The sequence below is a fragment of the Rhodococcus sp. BP-349 genome, assembly GCF_019835845.1.
Lineage (GTDB): Bacteria > Actinomycetota > Actinomycetes > Mycobacteriales > Mycobacteriaceae > Rhodococcoides.
The window spans coordinates 1,153,743-1,174,716 of the sequence record NZ_JABUDR010000001.1; the positions used below are offsets into that span (position 1 = coordinate 1,153,743).

Below are 20,974 nucleotides of genomic sequence, written 5' to 3' on the forward strand. Positions count from 1 at the left end.
GCTAGGTCTGCGACGCTCGCCGGTAGCCGCGAACCGCCGGTACCGCGAAGACCGCGAGGATTCCGATGCTCCACGCCGCGGTCGCGAGAAGAGGCTGCGCCACCGACGTTCCGGTGGCGACACCGCGCATCGCGTCGACAGCGCAGCTGAGCGGTTGCCACCGGATGATCGGCTGCAGCCATGCCGGATACGACGCGACGGGAACGAATCCCGAATTGAAGAAGAGCGCCACATTGGTCCCGACCGCCGTCCACTCGACGACCTTGGTCTTGGACCCGCGCAGCGCGAGAGCGGTGACCATGATCGAGAAGCTCGTGCCGAACACGAGGGCGATGATCAGCACCCCGGCCAGGCCGACGGGACCAGTGGTGACGCGGAACCCCACGATCACGCCGACCGCGAGGATCAGGGACACGGTGACGGCGACACGCACCAACTCGGCGCACAGACGACCCACCATCGCCGACGCCCGATGAGCGGGAAGGACCCACATCTTCGCGAGCTGCCCGTTGTCACGCTCGCGTTGCAGTCCGATTCCGCTGATGGAGGCGCCGGACATCGCGCCCACCAGGGCCACCATGGGAACCATGCCCGTCACCGGTGACGTGCCTGTCGCCTGCGACACGGATCGGTCGAGCACGAGCCAGAAGAGCAGCACCATCAACGCCGGGTAGAGCAGAGCCTGCGCGAGTGTCACCGGATCGCGCAACCACTTCACGAGTATCCGCGAACACTGCAGTCCCGATCCACGCACCAGCGAGGCGACGGACGATTCGCGGAGGTAGCCGTCCCGCGCCGCGAAGGCGACGGCGAACGACGTCACAAGCTCTTCCGTTGCGCTCGAACGGCCAGGGGGACGAAGACGGCTGTGAGACCCGCGAGCCAGAGCGCCGCCGGTAGGAAGGTCGAGAGGTGGGGGGTTCCCTGCGCCAGCTCACGGAGTGCGGCGGCGAAGTGCGAGATGGGCTGGTTGCGCGCGAACGGTTGCGCCCACTCGGGAAAGCTGGACTCCGGGGCGAATCCGGTCGACAGCAGTCCGAGCACGAGTTGGGGGAGCACCAGGAGTTGCGACGTGGCTTCGGGATTGCGGGCGAGCAGCCCCAGAGCGTCGGCCCCGAGAGAGAACACCGCGCCGACGAGGAGGGCGAATCCCACGAACATGACCGGGTCGAGAACGGATCCGCCGAAGCGGAAGCCCAACACCGAGCCGTACAGCACGGCGGCGACGACCGACACGATCGAGCGGACGGTGTTGGTCACCATGCGCGACGTCAGTGGGACGAACGACCGGACCGGCATGACGGACAGCCGACGATTCATTCCTCGCATCGCGTCCAGGGCCGACCGCTGTGCCGCGCTGACCGCCGTGAACGCGGACGTCTGCAGAACGATGATCGGCACCAGGAACTGCGCGTAGTCGAGGCCGCGTTGTTCCATCACGGACTTCAAGGGCAGGTACAGGCCGAGTGCGAACACCGCCGGCATCACCACCGCGATGAGGAACTCGTTCTCCACGCGCGCCGATCGGACGGCACGTGCCGTCATGGCCGCACACTGACGCCATCCCGCCGAGCGTGTTCGCGAGTTCGGCGCCTCGTCCGGCCACTGCAGGTGCACCCCGGCGCGGTCGTCCGTCGCCGCAGCCGACGTGCTCACACCGTGCCTGCAGTGTCGGCGGGACGAGCACTCGGTGAGGTCAGTGCCAGGAAGACGTCGTCGAGAGACGGAGTGCGCAGCCGTGCGTCCTGCAGACGAATCCCGTGTCGGGAGGCGACGGCGAGAACGTCCGCGAGTGTGTCGACACCGGCGACGGCGCTCAGTCGGACGGCGCCGCTGTGCACCGTCACCTGCAGATCCGGCCCCCATTCGTCCGAGACGGCAGCCGCCAACCGCTCGACATCGTCCAGCGTCTCGGGAAATGCCTCGCAGACGGTGTCACCGACACGAGCTTTGAGTTCCGTCGGGGTTCCCTCCGCGACCACCCTCCCGTGATCGATGACCACGATCCGATCGCTGAGCTTGTCCGCCTCGTCGAGGTACTGCGTGGTGAGGATGGTGGTGATGCCGTCGAGTTTCAGTGATTCGACGAGATCCCACACGCGCTGTCTGCTGCGCGGGTCGAGGCCGGTCGTCGGTTCGTCCAGGAACACGACCTCCGGCCGGGCGACCAGCCCGCACGCGATGTCCAGCCGCCGACGCATGCCGCCGGAGTAGGTCGACACCGGGCGATGACCGGCCGCGGACAGATCGAACAGATCGAGCAGGTACCGCGCCCGCTCCCGCGCGGAGGCTCGCCGGAGTCCGACCATGCGGGCGAAGAACACCAGGTTCTCGCGTCCGCTCAACGTCTCGTCGAGCGCCGCGTACTGGCCGGTCATGGAGATCCGTTCCCGGACGTCGGCGCCGCGGGACACCACATCGAAACCGCAAACAATCGCATTCCCCGAATCCGGGGTCGAAAGCGTACACAGGATCTCGATCAACGTGGTTTTCCCGGCGCCATTCGGGCCCAGAATGCCGAGAACGGACCCGGGCGCCGCCGAGAAAGACAATCCGTCGAGAGCGGTGACGGTGCCGAAAGTCTTGCGCACATTCGACACCACAACTGCGGAACCGAGCTCGGACGGGTCGGCCATTCGACGGACAGCACTCCTGGGTCAGGGATCGGCGTCATCACGGTGCCGAGGACATATCTCACTGTGCCACAGTCAGCTTCGCAAGGTGCATCGAGGACGGTGTCGAGTTCGGTGGGCACCGTACCGGTTCTCGGAGAATGCGCGGTCGGAGGGCGGGCGCATTCGGTTCCACCCGGTGTCGGCGATATCCCGGTGTTACGCTCTGCGCCGTGTGCACGTGGGTGGGCTATGCAATTTCGAGCAGGGCCGTCACCGATTCGAGTGAGCGTTCAGAGAATGCATGAATCGGACGACCGGAGCTTCCCGCTCTCTGCGGCTCAGCGCAGTATCTGGTTCGCGCAGGAACTCGATCCCGAGACGCCACTGAGCATCGCGCAGTACGTCGACGTTCACGGTCCCCTCGACACGGCCGTCCTGGAGAAGGTCGGGCGCCTCGTCGCACGCGAGTTCGACACCGTGATGGTGCGCCTCGTGGCCGGCGACCCGGAACCGCGTCAGATCGTCGACGATTCTCTCCGTGACACGATCGCGCACCTCGATTTCCGAGACGAGACCGACCCGGTCGCCAGTGCCACGGCGTGGATGCGGACCGAGGTCGCGACACCCGTGGACATGTACGAGTCCCGCCTCATGGAGGTGGCGACCCTGCGTGTCGCCGACCAGCGATGGTTCTGGTACACGCGAGTGCATCACGTCCTCCTCGACGGGTACGGCGCCGCGGTGTTCGCCGATCGTGCTGCCGAGCTGTACGACTCCCTCGTCACGGGTGCCGGCGCGTCCACCAACCGCGCCGGCCGCGTCGCGCAGATCGTCGCCGACGAAGCCGCGTATCGAGCGTCGCCGCGTTTTCTGCGTGACGCCGAGTACTGGACCGAACGGTTGGCGGGACTCGGGGACCCGGTGCGGCTGGCGGAGGCGAGTGGGCGACGAGACGTGCGATCCCTCGTGGTCGGGGAGTCCGTCGACGTCTCCTTGCTCGGCAGGATCGAGAGTGCGTGCGCCCGGTGGTCGACCTCGACACCGGCCCTGATCAGCGCCGCCACCGCGTTGTACTACGCCCGCATGGCGGACGTGACGGACGTGTCCCTGTCGCTTCCGGTGTCCGCGCGCACGAACGCTCTGCTGCGCCGCTCGGGTGGCATGGTGTCGAACGTGGTGCCTCTCCGGGCTCACGTGGGCCCCCGCACGACGGCGTCGCAACTGGTGAACGCGATGGGTCGCGAGATCGTGGGGGCGTTGCGTCATCAGCGGTACCGCTTCGAGGACATGCGGGACGGCGGGTCCGCCTCGACGGGAGGTGCGGGTACCGGACGCGGCTTCTTCGGCCCACCCATCAACATCATGACGTTCCGCAACGACACCGTCCTGGGTCCGTGCACCGGCCGCGCACACATCCTGACGACGGGGCCGATCGACGATCTCGCGGTCAACGTGCACACCGGTGGCGGAGGTCTGCGCATCGATCTCGAGGCCAACCCGACGGTCTACTCCGTCGACGAGGTCGCCGACCATCGCCGTCGGCTCCTGCACCTTCTCGGATCGCTCGTCGACGCGGGCGACGACGATCGGGTGCTCGATCTCGATCACGGTCTCCGTGTCGTCGGAACGGTGTCGGGCGAGCCCACCGCGGAGCCGGTCGCGCTGCCCGACGTCTTCGACCGGACGGTGCGCCACCACGGAGATCGGACTGCCATCGTCTCCGACGATCGGCGATTGACGTACCGCGAGTGGGACTCTCGCGCCAACCGGCTCGCTCGCATGCTGGTGGCCCGCGGCGTCGGCCCGGGGACCTTCGTCGCGGTCGTGCTGACGCGCGGCATCCATTCGGTGGTGGCCCAGATGGCGGTGAGCAAGGCGGGCGGCGCCTTCCTGCCCGTCGACCCCGCGCTTCCCGACGATCGCATCGACTTCCTGCTCGCGGACAGCGGTGTGACGCTGGGCATCGTCGACGAACCGCGCCCCGACCACGACGTCGTGTCCTGGATCGACATCGGCGCACGCGACGTGGTCGACGAGTTCTCGCGGCAGTCCACCTCGTCCGTGACCGATGCCGAACGACGTCGGCCGCTCCGCATCGATCACCCCGCGTACATGATCTACACCTCCGGGTCCACCGGATCGCCGAAGGGTGTGGTCATCGGCCACCGCGGCATCGCGTCGCTCGCGGCCGAGCAGATTCGCCGCTACGACCTCGACAGTCGCTCTCGCACCCTGCATTTCGCCTCGCCCAGCTTCGATGCGTCCATCCTCGAACTGCTGTTGGCGATCGGCTCGGGCGCCACGATGGTGATAGTGCCTCCCGACGTCTACGGCGGCGAGGAGCTCGCTCGGCTGCTCTCGAACGAGCGGGTCACACACGCCTTCGTCACCCCGGCGGCTCTCGCGTCGGTCGAGCCGGGGGACGCGTCCTACCCGTCGGTGGTGATCGTGGGCGGAGAGGCCTGTTCGCCTGCGCTGGTGGGGAGATGGGCGCCGGGTCGCCGGATGTTCAATGCGTACGGCCCCACCGAGTGCACCGTGATGGTGACACTGGCCGGTCCTCTGGAACCCGGGCGACCGGTCACCATCGGCGGTCCGGTGACGGGGACGAGCGTGATCGTGCTCGATCACCGTCTCCGCCCGGTGCCGGAGGGCGCTGTCGGCGAGCTCTACGTCGCGGGGTCGAGCGAGGGCCTGGGATACCACGATCGCGCGCCGCTGACGGCGACTCGCTATCTCGCGAATCCGTGGGGAGAGAGTGGTTCCCGCCTGTACCGGACCGGCGACGTCGTTCGGACGAATGCCGATTCGACGCTGTCCTACCTGGGCCGATCGGACCACCAGGTGAAGGTCCGTGGTTTCCGGATCGAGCTGGGTGAGGTGGACGCCGCGCTGCACGGAGTGCCCGGTATCGCCCGGGCAGTGTCCGCCGTACGTGAGGTGGCGGGGCACCCCGCTCTCGTGGCGTACGTGCAACCCGTCGCCGCCGACGTTCGCCGGAGCGAGAGCGCGGTGGCGGAGGACGTCGTGTCCCGACTGCGCGACCTCCTGCCGGCGCACGCCGTGCCCTCCTTCGTGATGGTGCAGGACCAGATCCCGTTGACCTCGTCCGGGAAAGTCGACAGGACTGCCCTGCCGACGCCCATGGTGCGGGCATCGGTGCACGTCGCTCCTCGCACTGCCACCGAGGTGATGGTCGCGGACGCGTTCGCCACCGTTCTCGGTCCGCGCACCGGACCGGACGGCGCCGGATACGGCACCGGCGATCACTTCTTCGAGCTCGGCGGAAACTCGCTGATCGCAACCCGATTGACGTCCGTGCTCGGAGCTGCCGCGGGTACGCGGGTGCCGGTTCGCGCCGTGTTCGAGTCGCCCACCGTCGGTGCTCTCGCGACGCGGGTGGACGCGGCCGTCGACGAGGCCCCCCGGGTACCGCTGACCAGGGTGGCCGACGACTCGTCGGCGATTCCGCTCTCACCGGCGCAGCACCGCATGTGGGTGCTCAATCAGTTCGACATCCACCTGGCGACCTACAACGTGCCGATCGTGCTGCGGCTGCGGGGGACGGTCGACGTGGAGGCGATCGGCGCCGCGGTGTTCGATCTCGTGGCGCGACACGGCAGCCTGCGCACCAGCTATCCGGACACGCCGGACGGACCGATTCAACTCGTGCACGACATCGACGAGATGCGTCGGATGCTCGACGTCACTCCACGAGTGATGACGGCGGCCGCGGCCGCCGATCGGATCGTCCAGGTGGCGTCCACCGGGTTCGACGTGAGTGCGACCGTCCCGATCCGCGTCGAGATCCTGCAGGTGGCCACCGATCACGTCGTTCTGGCGTGCGTGGTGCACCACATCAGTGCCGACGGTTCGTCGACGTTGCCGCTGGCGCGCGATCTCACGATCGCCTACCGGGCGCGGACCCTCGGCGTGGCGCCGCAGTGGGATGAGTTGCCGGTCCGCTACATCGATTACACCGTCTGGCATCACGACCACATGGGCTCGGACAGCGACCCGGGGTCGGTGACGTCCCGCCAGCTCGCCTTCTGGTCCGAGAGGCTGAGCGATCCACCGGAGCGGCTGGACCTCCCGTTCGATCGTCCGCGGCCGGCGGTGTCCTCGCTCGCAGGGGGCCGAGTGGTGCGCTCGGGCGGCCCGGAGACGCCGGCGAGACTCTCGGCCGTCGCGGCCGAGCACTCCGTGACTCCCTTCATGGTGTTCCATGCCGCCCTGGCGATCCTGCTGGCCCGATGGTCGGGAACGGTGGACGTCTCGGTCGGGACCCCGGTCGCGGGCCGCGACGACCCCGCGACCGAACATCTGGTGGGGATGTTCGTCAACACGGTCGTCCTGCGTACGCGCGTCGACGGCCACACACCGTTCTCGCACTTCCTGCGGGACGTCCGAGACCGCGATCTGGAAGCGTTCGAGAATGCCGACGTCCCGTTCGACCGCCTGGTCGAACTCGTCAATCCGGTGCGCACGGCCAATCACCACCCCCTGGTCCAGTACGGGTTCTCCTATCAGAACCTCGCCCCGACGGTGTTCGATCTCGACGGCGTGAACGTCGAGGTGGTCGAGCCCGAGATCGCGGTGGCGAAGTTCGATCTGCATCTGACGGTGGTGGAAGGTCCCGCAGGACCGGAGATGCAGTGGGAGTACGCGACCGACTTGTTCGATCGAGACACCGTCGAGCGCATCGCCGACGACTTCGAGTCCGTTCTCGATGCCGCGCTCCGAGCATCCACCACCCCGGTGGGCGACCTCGCCGTGCCGCGACTCTCCCCGATCCACCCCGCCCCGTTGCCTACCGCCCTGTCGCCTACCGCCCTGTTGCGTACCGCCCCGTCTCCCGATGGTCCCGTGGGCACGGTCGCGGATCTCCTGGAGTCCGGACTCGCGGCCGGCGCCGACGACGCCGTCGCTCTCGTCGAGGACGAGTCCGCGCGTCGATGGACGTTCGAGGAGACGCGCGGTCGCGTCCGGAGACTCGCGCGACTCCTCATCGCTCGGGGCGTGGGGCCGGACACTCGTGTGGTCGTCGCGATGCCGCGGTCGGCCCTCCTGGTCGAGACGCTGTGGGCGATCGTCCTCGCCGGTGGAACCTATGTACCCGTCGACCCCGAGGCCCCCGTCGATCGAGTGGCCTCGGTGTTCCGGACATCCGGCGCCACCATGATTCTGACGACCACGGCGGAACAGCCGGGCCGTGAGGGCGTCGACGTGGTGGACGTCCGGAACCTGGACACGTCGTCGTTCGGCTCGGGACCGATCGTCGACGCGGAGCGACCCTGGCCGCTGCGCGAGGCGAACGGCGTCTACGTCATCTACACCTCGGGTTCGACAGGTGCGCCCAAGGGCGTCGCGCTCTCGCACGGCGCCGTGGCCACTCAGCTGCGGTGGAAGCGCGAGCGGCACCCGATGACGGCCGGGGAGTTCGGTGTTCTCCGGACGCCCGTCACCTTCGACCTCTCGGTGTGGGAGCTGATGGGACCGGTTCTGTGGGGAACCGGGACCGTGATCGCGCGCCCGGACGGACACCGTGACCCGCGCTATGTCGCCGACCTGATCGGACGTCATCCGGTACGCACCGTCCACTTCGTCCCGTCGTTGCTCGAAGCGCACCTGGACACGGACCCCACCGACCTCGATCGCGTCCTCTGCATCGGTGAGTCCCTCGCGCCGCGCACGGCCGAGCGAGCAGCGCGGTCGACCGGTGCCGCGGTGGAGAACCTCTACGGACCGACCGAGGCAGCGGTCGCGGTCACGGTTCACTCGTGGCGTTCGACCGGATCGGACCGCGACGACGGGTTCACCCGCGGCAGCGACCCGTCCGTCCCCATCGGTCGGCCGGTGGCCGGGACCGGCATTCACGTCCTGGACCGCCGGCTCCATCCGGTGCCTCGTGGAGTGCCGGGCGAACTGTATCTCTCGGGGCCACAGCTGGCCTCGTGGTACGAAGGGCGTCCCGACCTCACGGCGGAACGTTTCGTCGCCGATCCGGCCGACGTCGGCGGACGCATGTACCGCACCGGCGACCTGGTCCGGGTGCTGTCCTCCGGTGACCTGGAGTTTCTCGGGCGCAACGACTTCCAACTCAAGCTCCGCGGACAACGAATCGAACTCGGGGAGATCGAGGCGGCGCTCTCGAGAGACCGACGGATCGCCTCGGTGGCCGTGGACGTGCACCGAGGTCAGCACCTGGTGGCCTACGTCGTCGCCGCTGCGGGCGCGGACACCGACACGCTCACACCGGAGTCGATGACCGCGCCGCTCTCGCAGTGGTTGCCGGGGTACATGATTCCCTCGTCGGTCATGCTGCTGCCGGCCTTGCCCACCACCGTCAACGGGAAACTCGATCGCGCCTCCCTGCCGGAACCTGCAGCGCTCGTGCCCGGCTCCGCCGCCCCCACCACGGCGACGGAACTGCACGTGGCGGCGGTCGTGGCATCGGTGCTCGACACGGATGCCACGATCGGCGTCGACGACGACTTCTTCCGGCTCGGCGGCAACTCGCTGGCGGCCACCCGTGTCGCGGCCAGGCTCGGCACCGACTTCGGTGTGGACGTGCCGGTGTCGGCGGTGTTCGCGGATCCGACGGTACGTGGACTGGCCCGCGTGGTGGATGCCGCGGGCCGTCTCCCGCGCCCGCCCCTGACTGCCGGGCCACGTCCGGCGGTGCTCCCGCTCTCGCGCAGTCAGTTCCGCATGTGGATCATCAACCAGCTCGACACGGGATCCCCGCTGTACAACCTGCCCCTGGCGATCCGACTGACCGGCGAGATAGACGTGGAGGCTCTGTCGGATGCCGTCGGCGACGTGATCGAGCGGCACGAGGTGCTGCGGACGGTCTACCCGACGACCGACGGGCAACCAGCACAGCGTGTTCTGGCCGCGTCGGTGGTGACACGACACGTCGGCGACGCGGAGACCATGGTGAGCAGAGGGTTCGACCTCTCCACGGAGCCACCGGTCCGGTGGACCCTGCGCGTGGACTCCTCGGACGACGTGACCCTGGTGATGGTGGTGCACCACATCGCCGCCGACGCCGGGTCCTTCCGGCCCTTGGTCGCGGACGTCGTCTCGTCGTACGAGGCGCGGGTGCAGGACACCGCGCCGTCGCTCCGTCCCCTGCCGGTCCAGGTCGCCGATCATGCACTGTGGCAACAGGATCTGCTCGGCGGCGCGGGCGGCGAGCCCCATGCGAGCATCGCTCCGCACTATCGGTACTGGGCACATGCTCTCGCCGATCCACCCGGTCCCCTTCCTCTTCCCACCGATCGCCCACCGCTACCCGTTCCCACCCGGGCCGGCGCCACCGTGCGTGACGAGGTGAGTGCGGACGTTCTCGAGGCGGTACGCGATGCCGCGGCGGCCGAGCGCGCGACGGTCTTCATGGCCGTGCACACGGCACTCGCCGTGACGCTCGCCCGCGTCACGGGAGCGGACGACATTCTGATCGGGACGCCCGTCGACGGGCGGGGGCGCCCGGAACTCGACGACCTCGTCGGCATGTTCGTGTCCACGGTCGTGCTGCGCACGAGGATCGATGTCGACGCGCCGCCGACTCGGCATCTCGCGCAGTCGAGGGACACTGTCGTCGCTGCGTTGGCAGCGTCGGACGTTCCCTTCGAGGACGTCGTCGCGATGACCTCCGTGGATCGGTCGAGCCCCGACCACCCGTTGTTCCGAGTCATGCTGGGCGCGCAGGACGCACTGCCCACCGCGTGGGAGCACGCGGGTCTGCATCTCGAGGTCCGGCCGATCGACCTGCCGGTGGCGAGGTTCGACCTGCACGTGACGATCGACGAGCCGCCGTCCGGGAGTGGCAGGCCTCTCGGTGTCACCTGGACGTACGCGACCGACCTGTTCGACGAGTCGACGATCGTGCGGATGAACGCGACGTTCCGGCAGGTGCTGGACGCGCTCGTCCGCCGGACGCCGGTGGCGGTCGGCGACCTCGAGGTGATGACTCCCTCTCGGCGCGCTCTGATCGACGTCTGGACCGAGGGCCCGCCCCGGACCGGACAGGACGGCGAGAGTTCGTCGGAGACGGTGGTCGACCTGCTGGACCGGGCAGCGCACCGTCACACGGGAACTCCGGCGATCACCGTCGGGGCGACGACGACGGAGCGCTCGGCCTTCGCCGCCATGGTGGCACGCGCTGCCAGGCACCTGATCTCCGTGGGCGTCGGCCCCGAGACGGTGGTGGCCGTCGCCCTACCGCGGTCCCTGGAGATGATGGTCGCCCTGCACGCGGTGGTCACCGCAGGCGGCGCAGCGCTGCCGCTCGATCTCGACCAGCCGGCCGCGAGAGTGTCCGCCATGCTCCAGCGGGCACGGCCCCTCGTCGTTCTCGCGGACGACCCGTCCGCGGTCCCCGGAACGTTCGGCGCACGGATGCTCTCCGGATCGGACCTGATGACGGTCGAGCACTCGGATCGGCCTGTGACGGACGAGGATCGACTCTCTCCGCTCCGGCCGCAGCACCCGTGCTACGTCATCTTCACGTCGGGCTCCACGGGCGAACCGAAGGGGGTCTCGGTGCCGCACGCGGGCATCGTGAACCGTCTGCGCTGGATGCAGGCCTCGTACCCGATCGGTGTCGGCGACACCGTGCTGCACAAGACACCCGTCACGTTCGACGTCTCGGTGTGGGAGCTGTACTGGGGGTTGATCACCGGTGCTCGGACGGTCGTGGCCGAGCCGGACGCCCATCGCGATCCGGCACGGATCGCGGCTCTCGTCGACGACGAGAGGGTCACCGTCGTGCATTTCGTACCGTCGGTTCTCGACGTGTTCCTGGCCTCGACCGACACCGGCGCTCCGTCCCTGCGCCTCCTCTTCACCAGCGGCGAGGCGCTGATGTCGTCCACCGCGAGTCGCGCTCTCCGCCGGATGTCCGCCTCGATGCACAACCTGTACGGGCCCACGGAAGCATCCGTGGACGTCACGTCACATCCGGTGTCGGATCGTTCGACGGACCACCTCGAGTCCGGTGCGGTCCCCATCGGTCGGCCCGTGACGGGAACCCGCACGTACGTCCTCGACGCCCGACTGCACCCGGTCGACGCGGGTATCGCCGGTGAGTTGTATCTGGGGGGAGTGCAACTCGCACGCGGTTACGTCGGTCGAGGGGCGCTGACCGCCGCCCGATTCGTCGCGGACCCCTGTGTTCCCGGCGAGAGAATCTATCGCACAGGCGATCTCGTTCGCTGGTCGACGACGGAACCCGGTGTGCTGGAGTTTCTGGGCCGCACGGACTTCCAGGTCAAGATCCGGGGGCTGCGGATCGAGACGGGGGAGATCGACGCCGCGATCAGGAGTCATCCCGCGGTGTCGCAATGCATCGTGGTGGTGCGAGACGAACTCGTCGCCGCGGGTGAGCTGGTGGCGTACGTGGTCGCCGAGCGCGGCCGCCACCTCGACCACGAGGTCGTGATCGGGCACGCGCGCACCCTCGTCCCCGATCACATGGTGCCCGCACGCACAGTCGTTCTGCAGGAGCTTCCGACCACCTCGGCCGGAAAGGTCGATCGCCGTCGACTCCCCGTACCGGCGAGGACCGCGCGTACTCGCACGGCACCACGTACGCCGACCGAGGCCGTCGTTCTCGACATCCTGCGAGTTGCCACGGGCGACGTTGCCGAGGACCTGGGTGTCGACTCCGATTTCTTCGACGTCGGTGGCAACTCGCTCACCGCCGCGACGGTCATGTCCGCCGTCTCGGAGCGGCTGGGCGTGTCCGTCGGGCTCCGTGCGATCTTCGAGAAGCGCACGGCGTCCGGGATCGCGGCGCTCGTCGATTCCCTCCCACGCACCCGAGTCGACTCGGCGGTCGGCGCGGTGGCGACGAGCCCGGACCAGGAGAGCGGATCCGATCTCATGACCGCGGCTCAGATTCGGATGTGGGTCCACAACAGACTCGATCCCGCGTCCGCCGCCTATCACATCGTCCTTCCCGTCTCGCTCGACGTGGTCGCAGCGAGCAGTGTCGATGTCGCACACGTTCGATCCGCCGTGCGCGACGTCGTGGCGCGGCACGAGGCCCTGCGCACCGTGTATCCCGACACCGGAGACGGGCCGCGCCCACGACGGGTGAGCGCCGAGGTGTGGAGCCGTGCCGAGATCCTTCGGGACGACGTCGCCGCAGCCGACGTGACGGCGCGCGCTCTGGAGGGTTTCGATCTGACCACCGATCTGCCCGTCCGGGTGGTCATCGACGCGCAGGTGTCGATGCTGGTGCTGGTGGTCCACCACATAGCTGCCGACGGGTGGTCCATGCGCGTGCTGGCCGAGGATCTCGGACACGCGGTCGCTGCACGACAGCGCGGGGAGGAGCCCACGTGGGATACGCCCGCGCCGACCTTCGCCGACGTTCTCCTCCGGCGACATCGGAGGTCGGAGCACTCCCGCCGGGCGCACCTCGATCACTGGGTCCGGGTGCTGGCCGGAGCGCCCGCACTGGGAGTGCCCGCGCCCGACCGACCGCGACCCGATGCGCCCTCCTACCGCGGCGCCGTCGTCCGCACTCGCGTGCAGGGAGTCACACGAGCCGCACTGTCCACGGTGGCCGCACGCGCGCACGCATCCGCGTTCTCCGTGTTCCACTCGGCGCTCGTGGCGACCCTGGCACGGTCGGGTGCCGGTGACGACATCGTGATCGGGCTCCCGACGGCCGGCCGGGAGGACCCCACCGCTCATCGCACGGTGGGCATGTTCGTCACCATGCTCGCTCTGCGGACCCGGTATCGCCCGACGAGCACCTTCACCGAGGGCGTGGCCGAGTCCCGCGACGTCCTCCTCGAGGCACTCGAGCACGCCGACGTCGACATCGAGGACGTGGTCGATGCCATGGCCGCCACGCGCGAGCCGTCGCACCACCCGGTGTTCCAGACGACCCTCGATGTGGACGACTCCGATCCGCACGCCACGTCGTCCGCGAACTCGATGGTGTCCTCGATGGCCGAGATGGATGTGGCCGTCGCGCGCTTCGATCTCGAATTCACCGTCCACTTCCGCGGCGACGAGGTCGAACTGACCGTCGTGCACCGGACCGACATCTACGAGACCGACACGGTCCGAGCGCTTCTCGATCGCTGGGCGCTCGTGCTCCGCTCGGCGGTGGCGATGCCGGATCGACCGCTGCGCACTCTCGACGTCCGCCTTCCCGACGAGCTGATCGAGTCGTCCGGGGGAGGGTACGACGACCTCGTACCCGTGCGGTCGATCGCGGACATCTTCGCCGGTGTCGGCGATCTGGTCGACGGCGGTGGCGGGGAAGGGCTGTCCGCGGAGGAGGGTCGCGCCGCAGTGCATCGACTGGCCCGACTGCTGCGTGGTCGAGGCATCGGCGTCGGAGACGTGGTCGCAGTCTGTGTCGGGCGGTCGATCGACTCCGTCGTCGCCGTTCGCGCCGTCGCGGACGTGGGTGCGGCCTTCGTCCCGATCGATCCGTCGACTCCACCGGACAGAATCGCGCTCATGGTCGCGGATTCGGCCGCGCGGGCCGTGCTGACCACCTCTGCCGTCGCTGCCGGATTCGATCCGGAGTCGACCATCGTCCTCGACTCCTCCGACGTGCAGCGTCTGCTCGCCGGTGCCCCGTCCGATCCGTCGACCGACGGTGCCACGCCCACACGGGCAGATGCGCCCGCGTATCTGATCTACACGTCCGGCTCGACGGGCACTCCGAAGGCAGTCGTCGTCACGCATCGCGGACTCTCGGCGTTCACCGAGGAACTCTGCGACCGTCTCGATGTCCGACCCGGGCATCGAGTGCTGCATGCCGCATCGCCGAGCTTCGACGCGTCGATCCTCGAGATGTCGATGGCCGCGGGACGCGGTGCCCATCTGGTGATCGCACCGCCCGACGTGTTCGGCGGGGACGAACTGATCGCTCTCCTGAACCGTCAGCGGGTCACGCACGCGTTCCTCACACCCGGTGCGCTCGACACGGTGCGAATCGAGTCGCGGTCCGCGCTGCCCCACCTGCAGGCCGTCGTCGTGGGGGGCGATGCCTGTCCTCCAGAGCTCGCCCGACAGTGGATCGCACTCGGCTTCCGTCTGTACAACGCGTACGGGCCGACGGAGATCACGATCGCGGCCACCCTCGCGGGGCCGCTCACGACCGCCGACCCGCGGGTGTCCATCGGAACGCCGATCCGGGGAGCCACGGTGCGCGTTCTCGACACGAGCCTGTGCGAGGTCCCGCCGCGAGTGGTCGGCGAGATGTACCTGGGTGGGGTCGGTGTGGCGGCCGGCTACCACGGTCGGCCGGCGCTGACGGCGAGTACGTTCGTGGCCGACCCGGACGGGCCGGCGGGGTCGAGGCGGTTCCGCAGCGGCGACCTGGCACGTCGCGGGCGTGACGGCTTCGTCCATCACGGTCGGATCGACGCCCAGGTCAAGATCAGAGGGCACCGTGTCGAGATCGGTGAGATCGAGACGACGCTCCGTCGCATGCCCGAGATCGAGTCCGCGGCCGTGCTGGTGCGTACCCTTGCCGCGACCCCCGACATGTCGAGCGCTCGGGAGGTACTCGTCGCGTACGTGACCGCGGTCCCGGACGCGACCATCGACGCCGATCTCGTCCGGAGCCGACTCGCGAAGTCGTTGCCGCGCTACATGGTTCCCCCCTCGATCATGTGCCTGCCCACTGTTCCGTTGACCGTCGCGGGCAAGATCGATCGCGCCGCTCTACCCGAACCGGCCATGCCGGCACGCACTCGAGTGTCCCCCGAGGGTGAGTGGGAGATCCTCGTCGCGGCGACCTTCGCGGACGTTCTCGGGCGCCACGACGTCGGGGCCCTCGACGACTTCTTCGACAGCGGCGGCGATTCGCTGTCCGCGACCCGCGTGGTGTCGAGGATCCGAACGCAGACGGGCCGGGCCGTTCCGGTGCGCGCGTTGTTCGATGCCCCGGACGTCAGGTCCTTCGCGCACACGGTGTCGGAAGCGGCGCACGGCGACGGCCCGGAACCCGGCACCCTCCCGTGGCCGGACCCGATTCCGCTGTCCCTGGCCCAGCAGCGGATGTGGTTCCTCAACAAACTCGATCCGTCGTCGACGACCGAGAACATTCCTGTCGTGCTTCGCCTGGTCGGCGTGCTGGACGAGGCCGCGTTCGAGGCCGCGCTTCTCGATCTCGTACGACGACACGACGTTCTGCGCACCGCGTACCCCGACTCGGTCGACGGTCCGCGGCAGGTGATCACTGCGCGGGAGAGCGTTGCGCTGAAGCTCTCGACGCAACTCGCGACCTCGGACTCGTGGAAGACCCTGCTGCACAGAGTCGTTCATTCCCCGTTCGACGTCAGTTCGGAGCCCCCGGTCCGAGCGGAACTGGTGCGCATCGAGGATCCCCGCGATCCGGCGGTGCCGGAACACGTCTGCGCCATCGTCGCCCACCACATCGCGGTCGACGGCGTGTCCGTCGTGAGGCTGGCCGCACAGCTGGCCGAGGCGTACGCGGCGCGTGTCGCCGGCGTCGCGCCCACGTGGCCCCAGGACGATCTGCGCTACGTGGACTACGCGCTGTGGCACCGTGCGACACTCGCCGACGGATCGGCCCGTTCGACCGAGGAGGCGCGGTACTGGCGGGCCGCTCTCGCGAACGTGCCTGCGGCAGTCGATCTCCCCTTCGACCGGCCACGGCCGAGTCGGCGTTCGGGGCAGGGCGCGAGTGTGGCCTTCACCATGGACGCGGACGTCCATCAGCGGATGGCCCGGTTCGCGTCGGCATCCGGCTCGAGTGTGTTCATGCTCGCGCACACCGCACTGGCCGTCCTGCTGGCGCGGGTCGGGGACAACGCCGACGTCGTCATCGGAACGCCGGTGTCGGGCCGCGCGCACGACCGTTTCGACGAGGTCGTCGGCATGTTCGTCAACATGCTCGCCCTGCGGACCTCGATCCCCGCGGACGCGACGGGCAGGGAGGCGCTCGCGCTGGTACGTGCGGTGGACCTCGATGCCTTCGCGCACTCCGAGACGCCGTTCGACCGTGTCGTCGCGATGGTGGAGCCGCCGCGCACCCGCGCACACCATCCGGTCTTCCAGGTCGCGCTGTCGTTCCAGAACATCGGCTGGACCGGTGTCGAGCTACCCGGTCTCACGATCGAGGTGACGGATGCCGACACCGAGGTGGCCGAGTTCGACCTTCATCTCACACTCACTCCGGTCCCCGACGGCACTCTCGACGCCCGCATCACCTACGCGACGGACGTCTTCGACCGATCGTCCGTCGTGACGCTCGCCGAGAGGTACGAGACGGTGCTGAGGACACTGCTCGACGCTCCCGACCGGTCGGTGGGCGATCTGGACGTCGTGGGCGCGGCGGAGTCGGTGGTGCACCACGCGTCCGACCACGTCGGCTCGGCCTCGACGCTCGGTTCGGGTTTCGTGCACCGTGTCGCGGTCGCGCCGGACACGATCGCCGTCGTGGACGGCGATCGTGCTGTCACCTACGGAGAACTGGCCTCTCGCGTCGGGCGGATCGTGTCGGCTCTCACCGAACGCGGAGTGGGCCCGGACTCGACGGTCGCGGTCGTGCTGCCGCGTGGCATCGAGCAGATCGCCGCGCTGTACGCGGTGGTGCTCGCCGGCGGCGCCTACGTGCCGGTGGCGCTCGGTGACCACGCGCGCGCCGCCACGATCCTCGGGGTGGCGGATCCGCTGGTGGTCCTGACGTCGACGACGCACGTCCACGCACCGGAGCTGCACGGACGAACGGTCGTCGCCGTCGATGCGACGGCGGCGACGTCCGCGGACCCGACCCCGGCCGCGGTGTCCTCCGACGCCCTGGCCTACGTGCTGTTCACCTCGGGCTCGACCGGGGTGCCGAAGGGCGTCGGTATCACGCACCGCGCGGTGTCGACGCAGCTGGCGTGGATGCAGAGCCGGTTCACGCTGACGGCCGACGACGCCGTCCTCCTGCACACGTCGGCCGGTTTCGATCTGTCCGTGTGGGAGTACTGGTGGGCCCTGCAGACGGGCGCCCGCCTGGTGGTGGCTCCCACCGGGACCGAACGCGACGCCGACGCGACGATGTCGGTGATCACCGAGGGCGCCGTCACGGTCCTCTGTGTCGTACCGACCGCACTGGCGATGCTGGTCGAGCGCGGATCGTTTCCGGCGTCGGTGCGGTTGGTCCTGTGCATCGGTGAGGCGCTGCCCGCCGATCTGGTCCGGCGACTGGCCGCGGTCTCGGACGCAGCGGTACACAATCTGTACGGACCCACGGAGACCGCGGTCAGCGTCACGTCCCACGAGGCCGTGGACCTCGACGAGGCAACGAGCGTCGTTCCGATCGGACGGCCGCAGCCGGCCGTCGGGATCCGGGTTCTCGACCGCCGACTGCGCCCCGTTCCGACGTCGGTGGTGGGCGAGCTCTACCTGACCGGTGTGCAACTCGCCAGGGGATATCACGCCGCGAGCGCACGCACCGCGGACGCGTTCGTGGCCGATCCCCTGGCGGAACCAGGATCGATCGGGACGCGGATGTACCGCACGGGCGATCTGGTGCGTCGACGCGCCGACGGCGAGTTGGAGTACGTCTCTCGGGTGGACCGGCAGGTCAAGATCCGTGGGTTCCGCATCGAACCGGGGGAGATCGAGGCGGCCCTGCGCGCCTGCGACGGAGTCACCGATGCCGTGGTCGTCGTCGTCGAGGCGGGAACTCCGGGAGCTCGCCTGGTCGCCTACGTGGCGGGGTCGGACGTCGACACGGAGGCTCTGCCCGACCGGATTCGCGGCGTGGTGCCCGATCACATGGTTCCGCGCCGGATCGTGCTGCTCGAGTCGATCCCCGTCACCGCGAACGGAAAGGTCGATCGCGCCCGGCTGCCCGACGCGGGTCGAGTGACACGGGAGCATCGCGCGCCTCGCACCCGCCACGAGGTCGTCGTGGCCGAGGTGATCAGTGAGGTCGTCGGAGCGCCGGCCGTCGGGTTGGACGACAACTTCTTCGACCTCGGCGGCAACTCGCTGGACGCCACCCGAGTGGTGGCGGTGCTCGAGGCGCGACTGCAGCGACCCGTCCCGGTCCGGCTTCTCTTCGAGTGCGACAGGATCGAGGACCTCGTCTCGGCGATCGAGCAGCTGGTGGAGACGAACGCGGACGACGGGCTGCCGCTCCTGCGACGGCGCGAGGACGGCGGCGACGTGGCGCTGGCGCCGTCGCAGCGCAGAATCCGGGACGCGGTGGATCGACGTGCGGACGGTGACTGGAACGTCCCCTTCGCCCTGCAGTTCGACGGACCTCTGGACGTGGACGCGGTCCGCGGTGCGATTCGGGACGTCGTCGAGCGGCACGAGTCGTTGCGAACCCTGTACCCGGCGGGGCCGGACGGCTGGTTGCTGTCCGTCACCGAGACAACACCGGAGATCGACCTCGTCCGTGTCTCGCGAGCCGAGCTGGCCGGTGCCACGGGCGAATTCGGGTGGCGCGCCTTCGACGTCGCCGCGGAGATCCCGTTCCGGGCACGGATCTTCGATGTCGACGACGGCACCGCGGTCCTGGTGGTGGTCGTCCACCATCTCAGTGCCGACGGTGGTTCGACGGGTCCGCTCGTGGGCGACATGCTGACCGCCTTCGGCGCGCGCAGTGCGGGGACGATGCCGCGGTTCGAGGACGTGGTCGTCCGCTTCCGCGACCACGCGTCGTGGCGCTGGGACGTACTGCGGTCCGGCGACGAGATGTCGAGGCAGCTCGACTCGTGGCTCCCGCGATTCACTCGCACTGCGCCGAGGCCGAGGCTCCGAACCGATCGACCACGGCCGCCGATCTGGGACTCGACCGGTGCCGCAGTCGATGTCGAGATCGACGCCGAGTTGCACGGGCGACTCGACCGTCGCGCCCGGTCCTCGGGGAGCGGACTCTTCGCCGTGCTGCAGGCCGCCTTCGCGGTCGTGCTCGCAGACCTGGCCGGCGACCCCGATGTCGCGGTCGCCACTGCCAACGCGAACCGGCCACACCCTGTGCTCGCCACAGTCGTGGGCAACTTCTCGGAGGATGTGCCGATGCGACTCGACGTACGAGCCGAGGTCGGTTTCGGTGACCTGGTCCACCAGGTCCGAGATCAGCTGGCTCTGGGCCTGTCGGCTCCGGACATCTCCGCGCCCGTACTGCTGGAGGCGATGGGAGTGTCGCCTGCGCCCGACGAGAACGTGCTCTTCCCGGCCACGCTGATCCTGCAGGACGCGATCGAACTCGGACAGCACATCGAGATCGGCGGTGTACGCATCAGTCCCTACGCAGTACCGGGTGTCGTGGCCAAACACGAGCTCGAGGTCACGGTGCGCGAGCGCCGCGTCGATCGCCGGCCCGACGGCCTGGCCGGAACGGTCATCTACCCGGTGGCGCTCTTCGACGCATCGACGGTGGAGTGGGTGGTGCGTGCGCTCGTCTCCGTGTTGCGGCGCGTCGCCGAGGAGGGGCCGTGGCCGACGGTCGGCGAACTCGGAGGCTCGCTCTCATGACGGGAGTATCGGTGGTCATCGCCGCGTACCGTGCCGTTCCGGACATCGGTGAACAGCTGTCGGCCCTGGAGTCGCAGACCTACGACGGGCCCGTCGAAGTGATCGTGAGCGACAACGAGGGCAGTGCGGATCTCGCGACCTTCGTCCGGTCTCACCCCGCGAGTCGCGCCCTGTCGATCCAGGTGGTCGAGGCGTCGGGCACGCCGGGAACCTCGCACGCGCGCAACGTCGGCACTCGAGCGGCGCGGTACGACCTCATCGCCTACTGCGATCAGGACGATGCGGTGCACTCGACGTGGTTGGAGGCGCTGGTGGATGCCGCGGAATCGGCCGATCTGGTCGGTGGACCGCTCGAGCGCGACACCCTCAACGACGCGGTGGTGGCCTCGTGGCGTGCGCTTCCGGATCCGGACCGGCCCGTGGTACTCGGTCGCTACCTGCCGATGAGCTTCGGCTGCAACCTCGCGGTGCGGCGCCGCGCGTTCGACTCCGTCGGAGGCTGGGACGAGTCGTACCCCACTGCCGGCAGCGACATCGACTTCTGTTGGCGCGTCCAGGAATCGGGCCACGACTTCGGATTCGCGCCGGGAGCGATGGTCGCCTACCGATTCCGCACGGGCATGATGGACTCCTTCCACCAGGCCTCCGAGTACGGGTGTGCCGAAGCCAGGGTGGCTCGGCAGCACGGGGCGATCGGTCGGCAGTGGTGGTGGTTCCCGGTGCACTGCGCCGTGGTGCTCGGCACCGCACCCGTGTGGCCCTGGGGATGGTCCCGAGGGCGGCGCGGAGCGTGGATGTGGGTGACGGGCAACCTGATCGGCCGGATACGAGGCAGCGTCCGGTACCGCATCCTCTACTGGTGAGGACGCGGTACCGGA

5 protein-coding genes are annotated in these 20,974 nt (G+C 69.2%); 2 read left to right on the forward strand and 3 right to left on the reverse strand.

Annotated elements, in window-relative coordinates:
• Position 1 precedes the first annotated feature (1 nt).
• From HQ325_RS05495 to HQ325_RS05505, 3 genes are read right to left on the reverse strand one after another with little or no spacing between them, the layout of a single operon-like run.
• Positions 2-823, reverse strand: coding sequence for an ABC transporter permease (locus tag HQ325_RS05495; RefSeq protein ID WP_222627116.1), 822 nt, complete (start codon positions 821-823; stop codon positions 2-4).
• Positions 820-1,656, reverse strand: a complete 837-nt coding sequence (locus HQ325_RS05500; RefSeq protein ID WP_308014263.1) for an ABC transporter permease — start codon at positions 1,654-1,656, stop codon at positions 820-822. Before HQ325_RS05500 ends, HQ325_RS05495 begins: the two co-directional genes overlap by 4 nt.
• Entirely contained in the window at positions 1,653-2,636 is a 984-nt protein-coding gene (locus HQ325_RS05505) for an ATP-binding cassette domain-containing protein (protein WP_222627118.1), read from the reverse strand. The genes HQ325_RS05500 and HQ325_RS05505 overlap by 4 nt, the downstream gene beginning before the upstream one ends.
• Positions 2,637-2,912: 276 nt before the next feature.
• Here HQ325_RS05505 and HQ325_RS05510 point away from each other — a divergent pair, with 276 nt between their 5' ends.
• Positions 2,913-20,096, forward strand: coding sequence for a non-ribosomal peptide synthetase (locus HQ325_RS05510; protein WP_222627120.1), 17,184 nt, complete (start codon positions 2,913-2,915; stop codon positions 20,094-20,096).
• Positions 20,093-20,959 (forward strand): glycosyltransferase family 2 protein, encoded by an 867-nt coding sequence (locus HQ325_RS05515; RefSeq protein ID WP_222627123.1) that lies wholly within the window; start codon positions 20,093-20,095, stop codon positions 20,957-20,959. The genes HQ325_RS05510 and HQ325_RS05515 overlap by 4 nt, the downstream gene beginning before the upstream one ends.
• Positions 20,960-20,974: the final 15 nt, after the last annotated feature.

Bases quoted from the DNA above. Each gene is read 5' to 3' on its own strand.
- HQ325_RS05510 (WP_222627120.1), top strand. From the start codon at position 2,913: ATGCATGAATCGGACGACCGGAGCTTCCCGCTCTCTGCGGCTCAGCGC.
- HQ325_RS05515 (WP_222627123.1), top strand. From the start codon at position 20,093: ATGACGGGAGTATCGGTGGTCATCGCCGCGTACCGTGCCGTTCCGGAC.
- HQ325_RS05505 (WP_222627118.1), bottom strand. From the start codon at position 2,636: ATGGCCGACCCGTCCGAGCTCGGTTCCGCAGTTGTGGTGTCGAATGTG.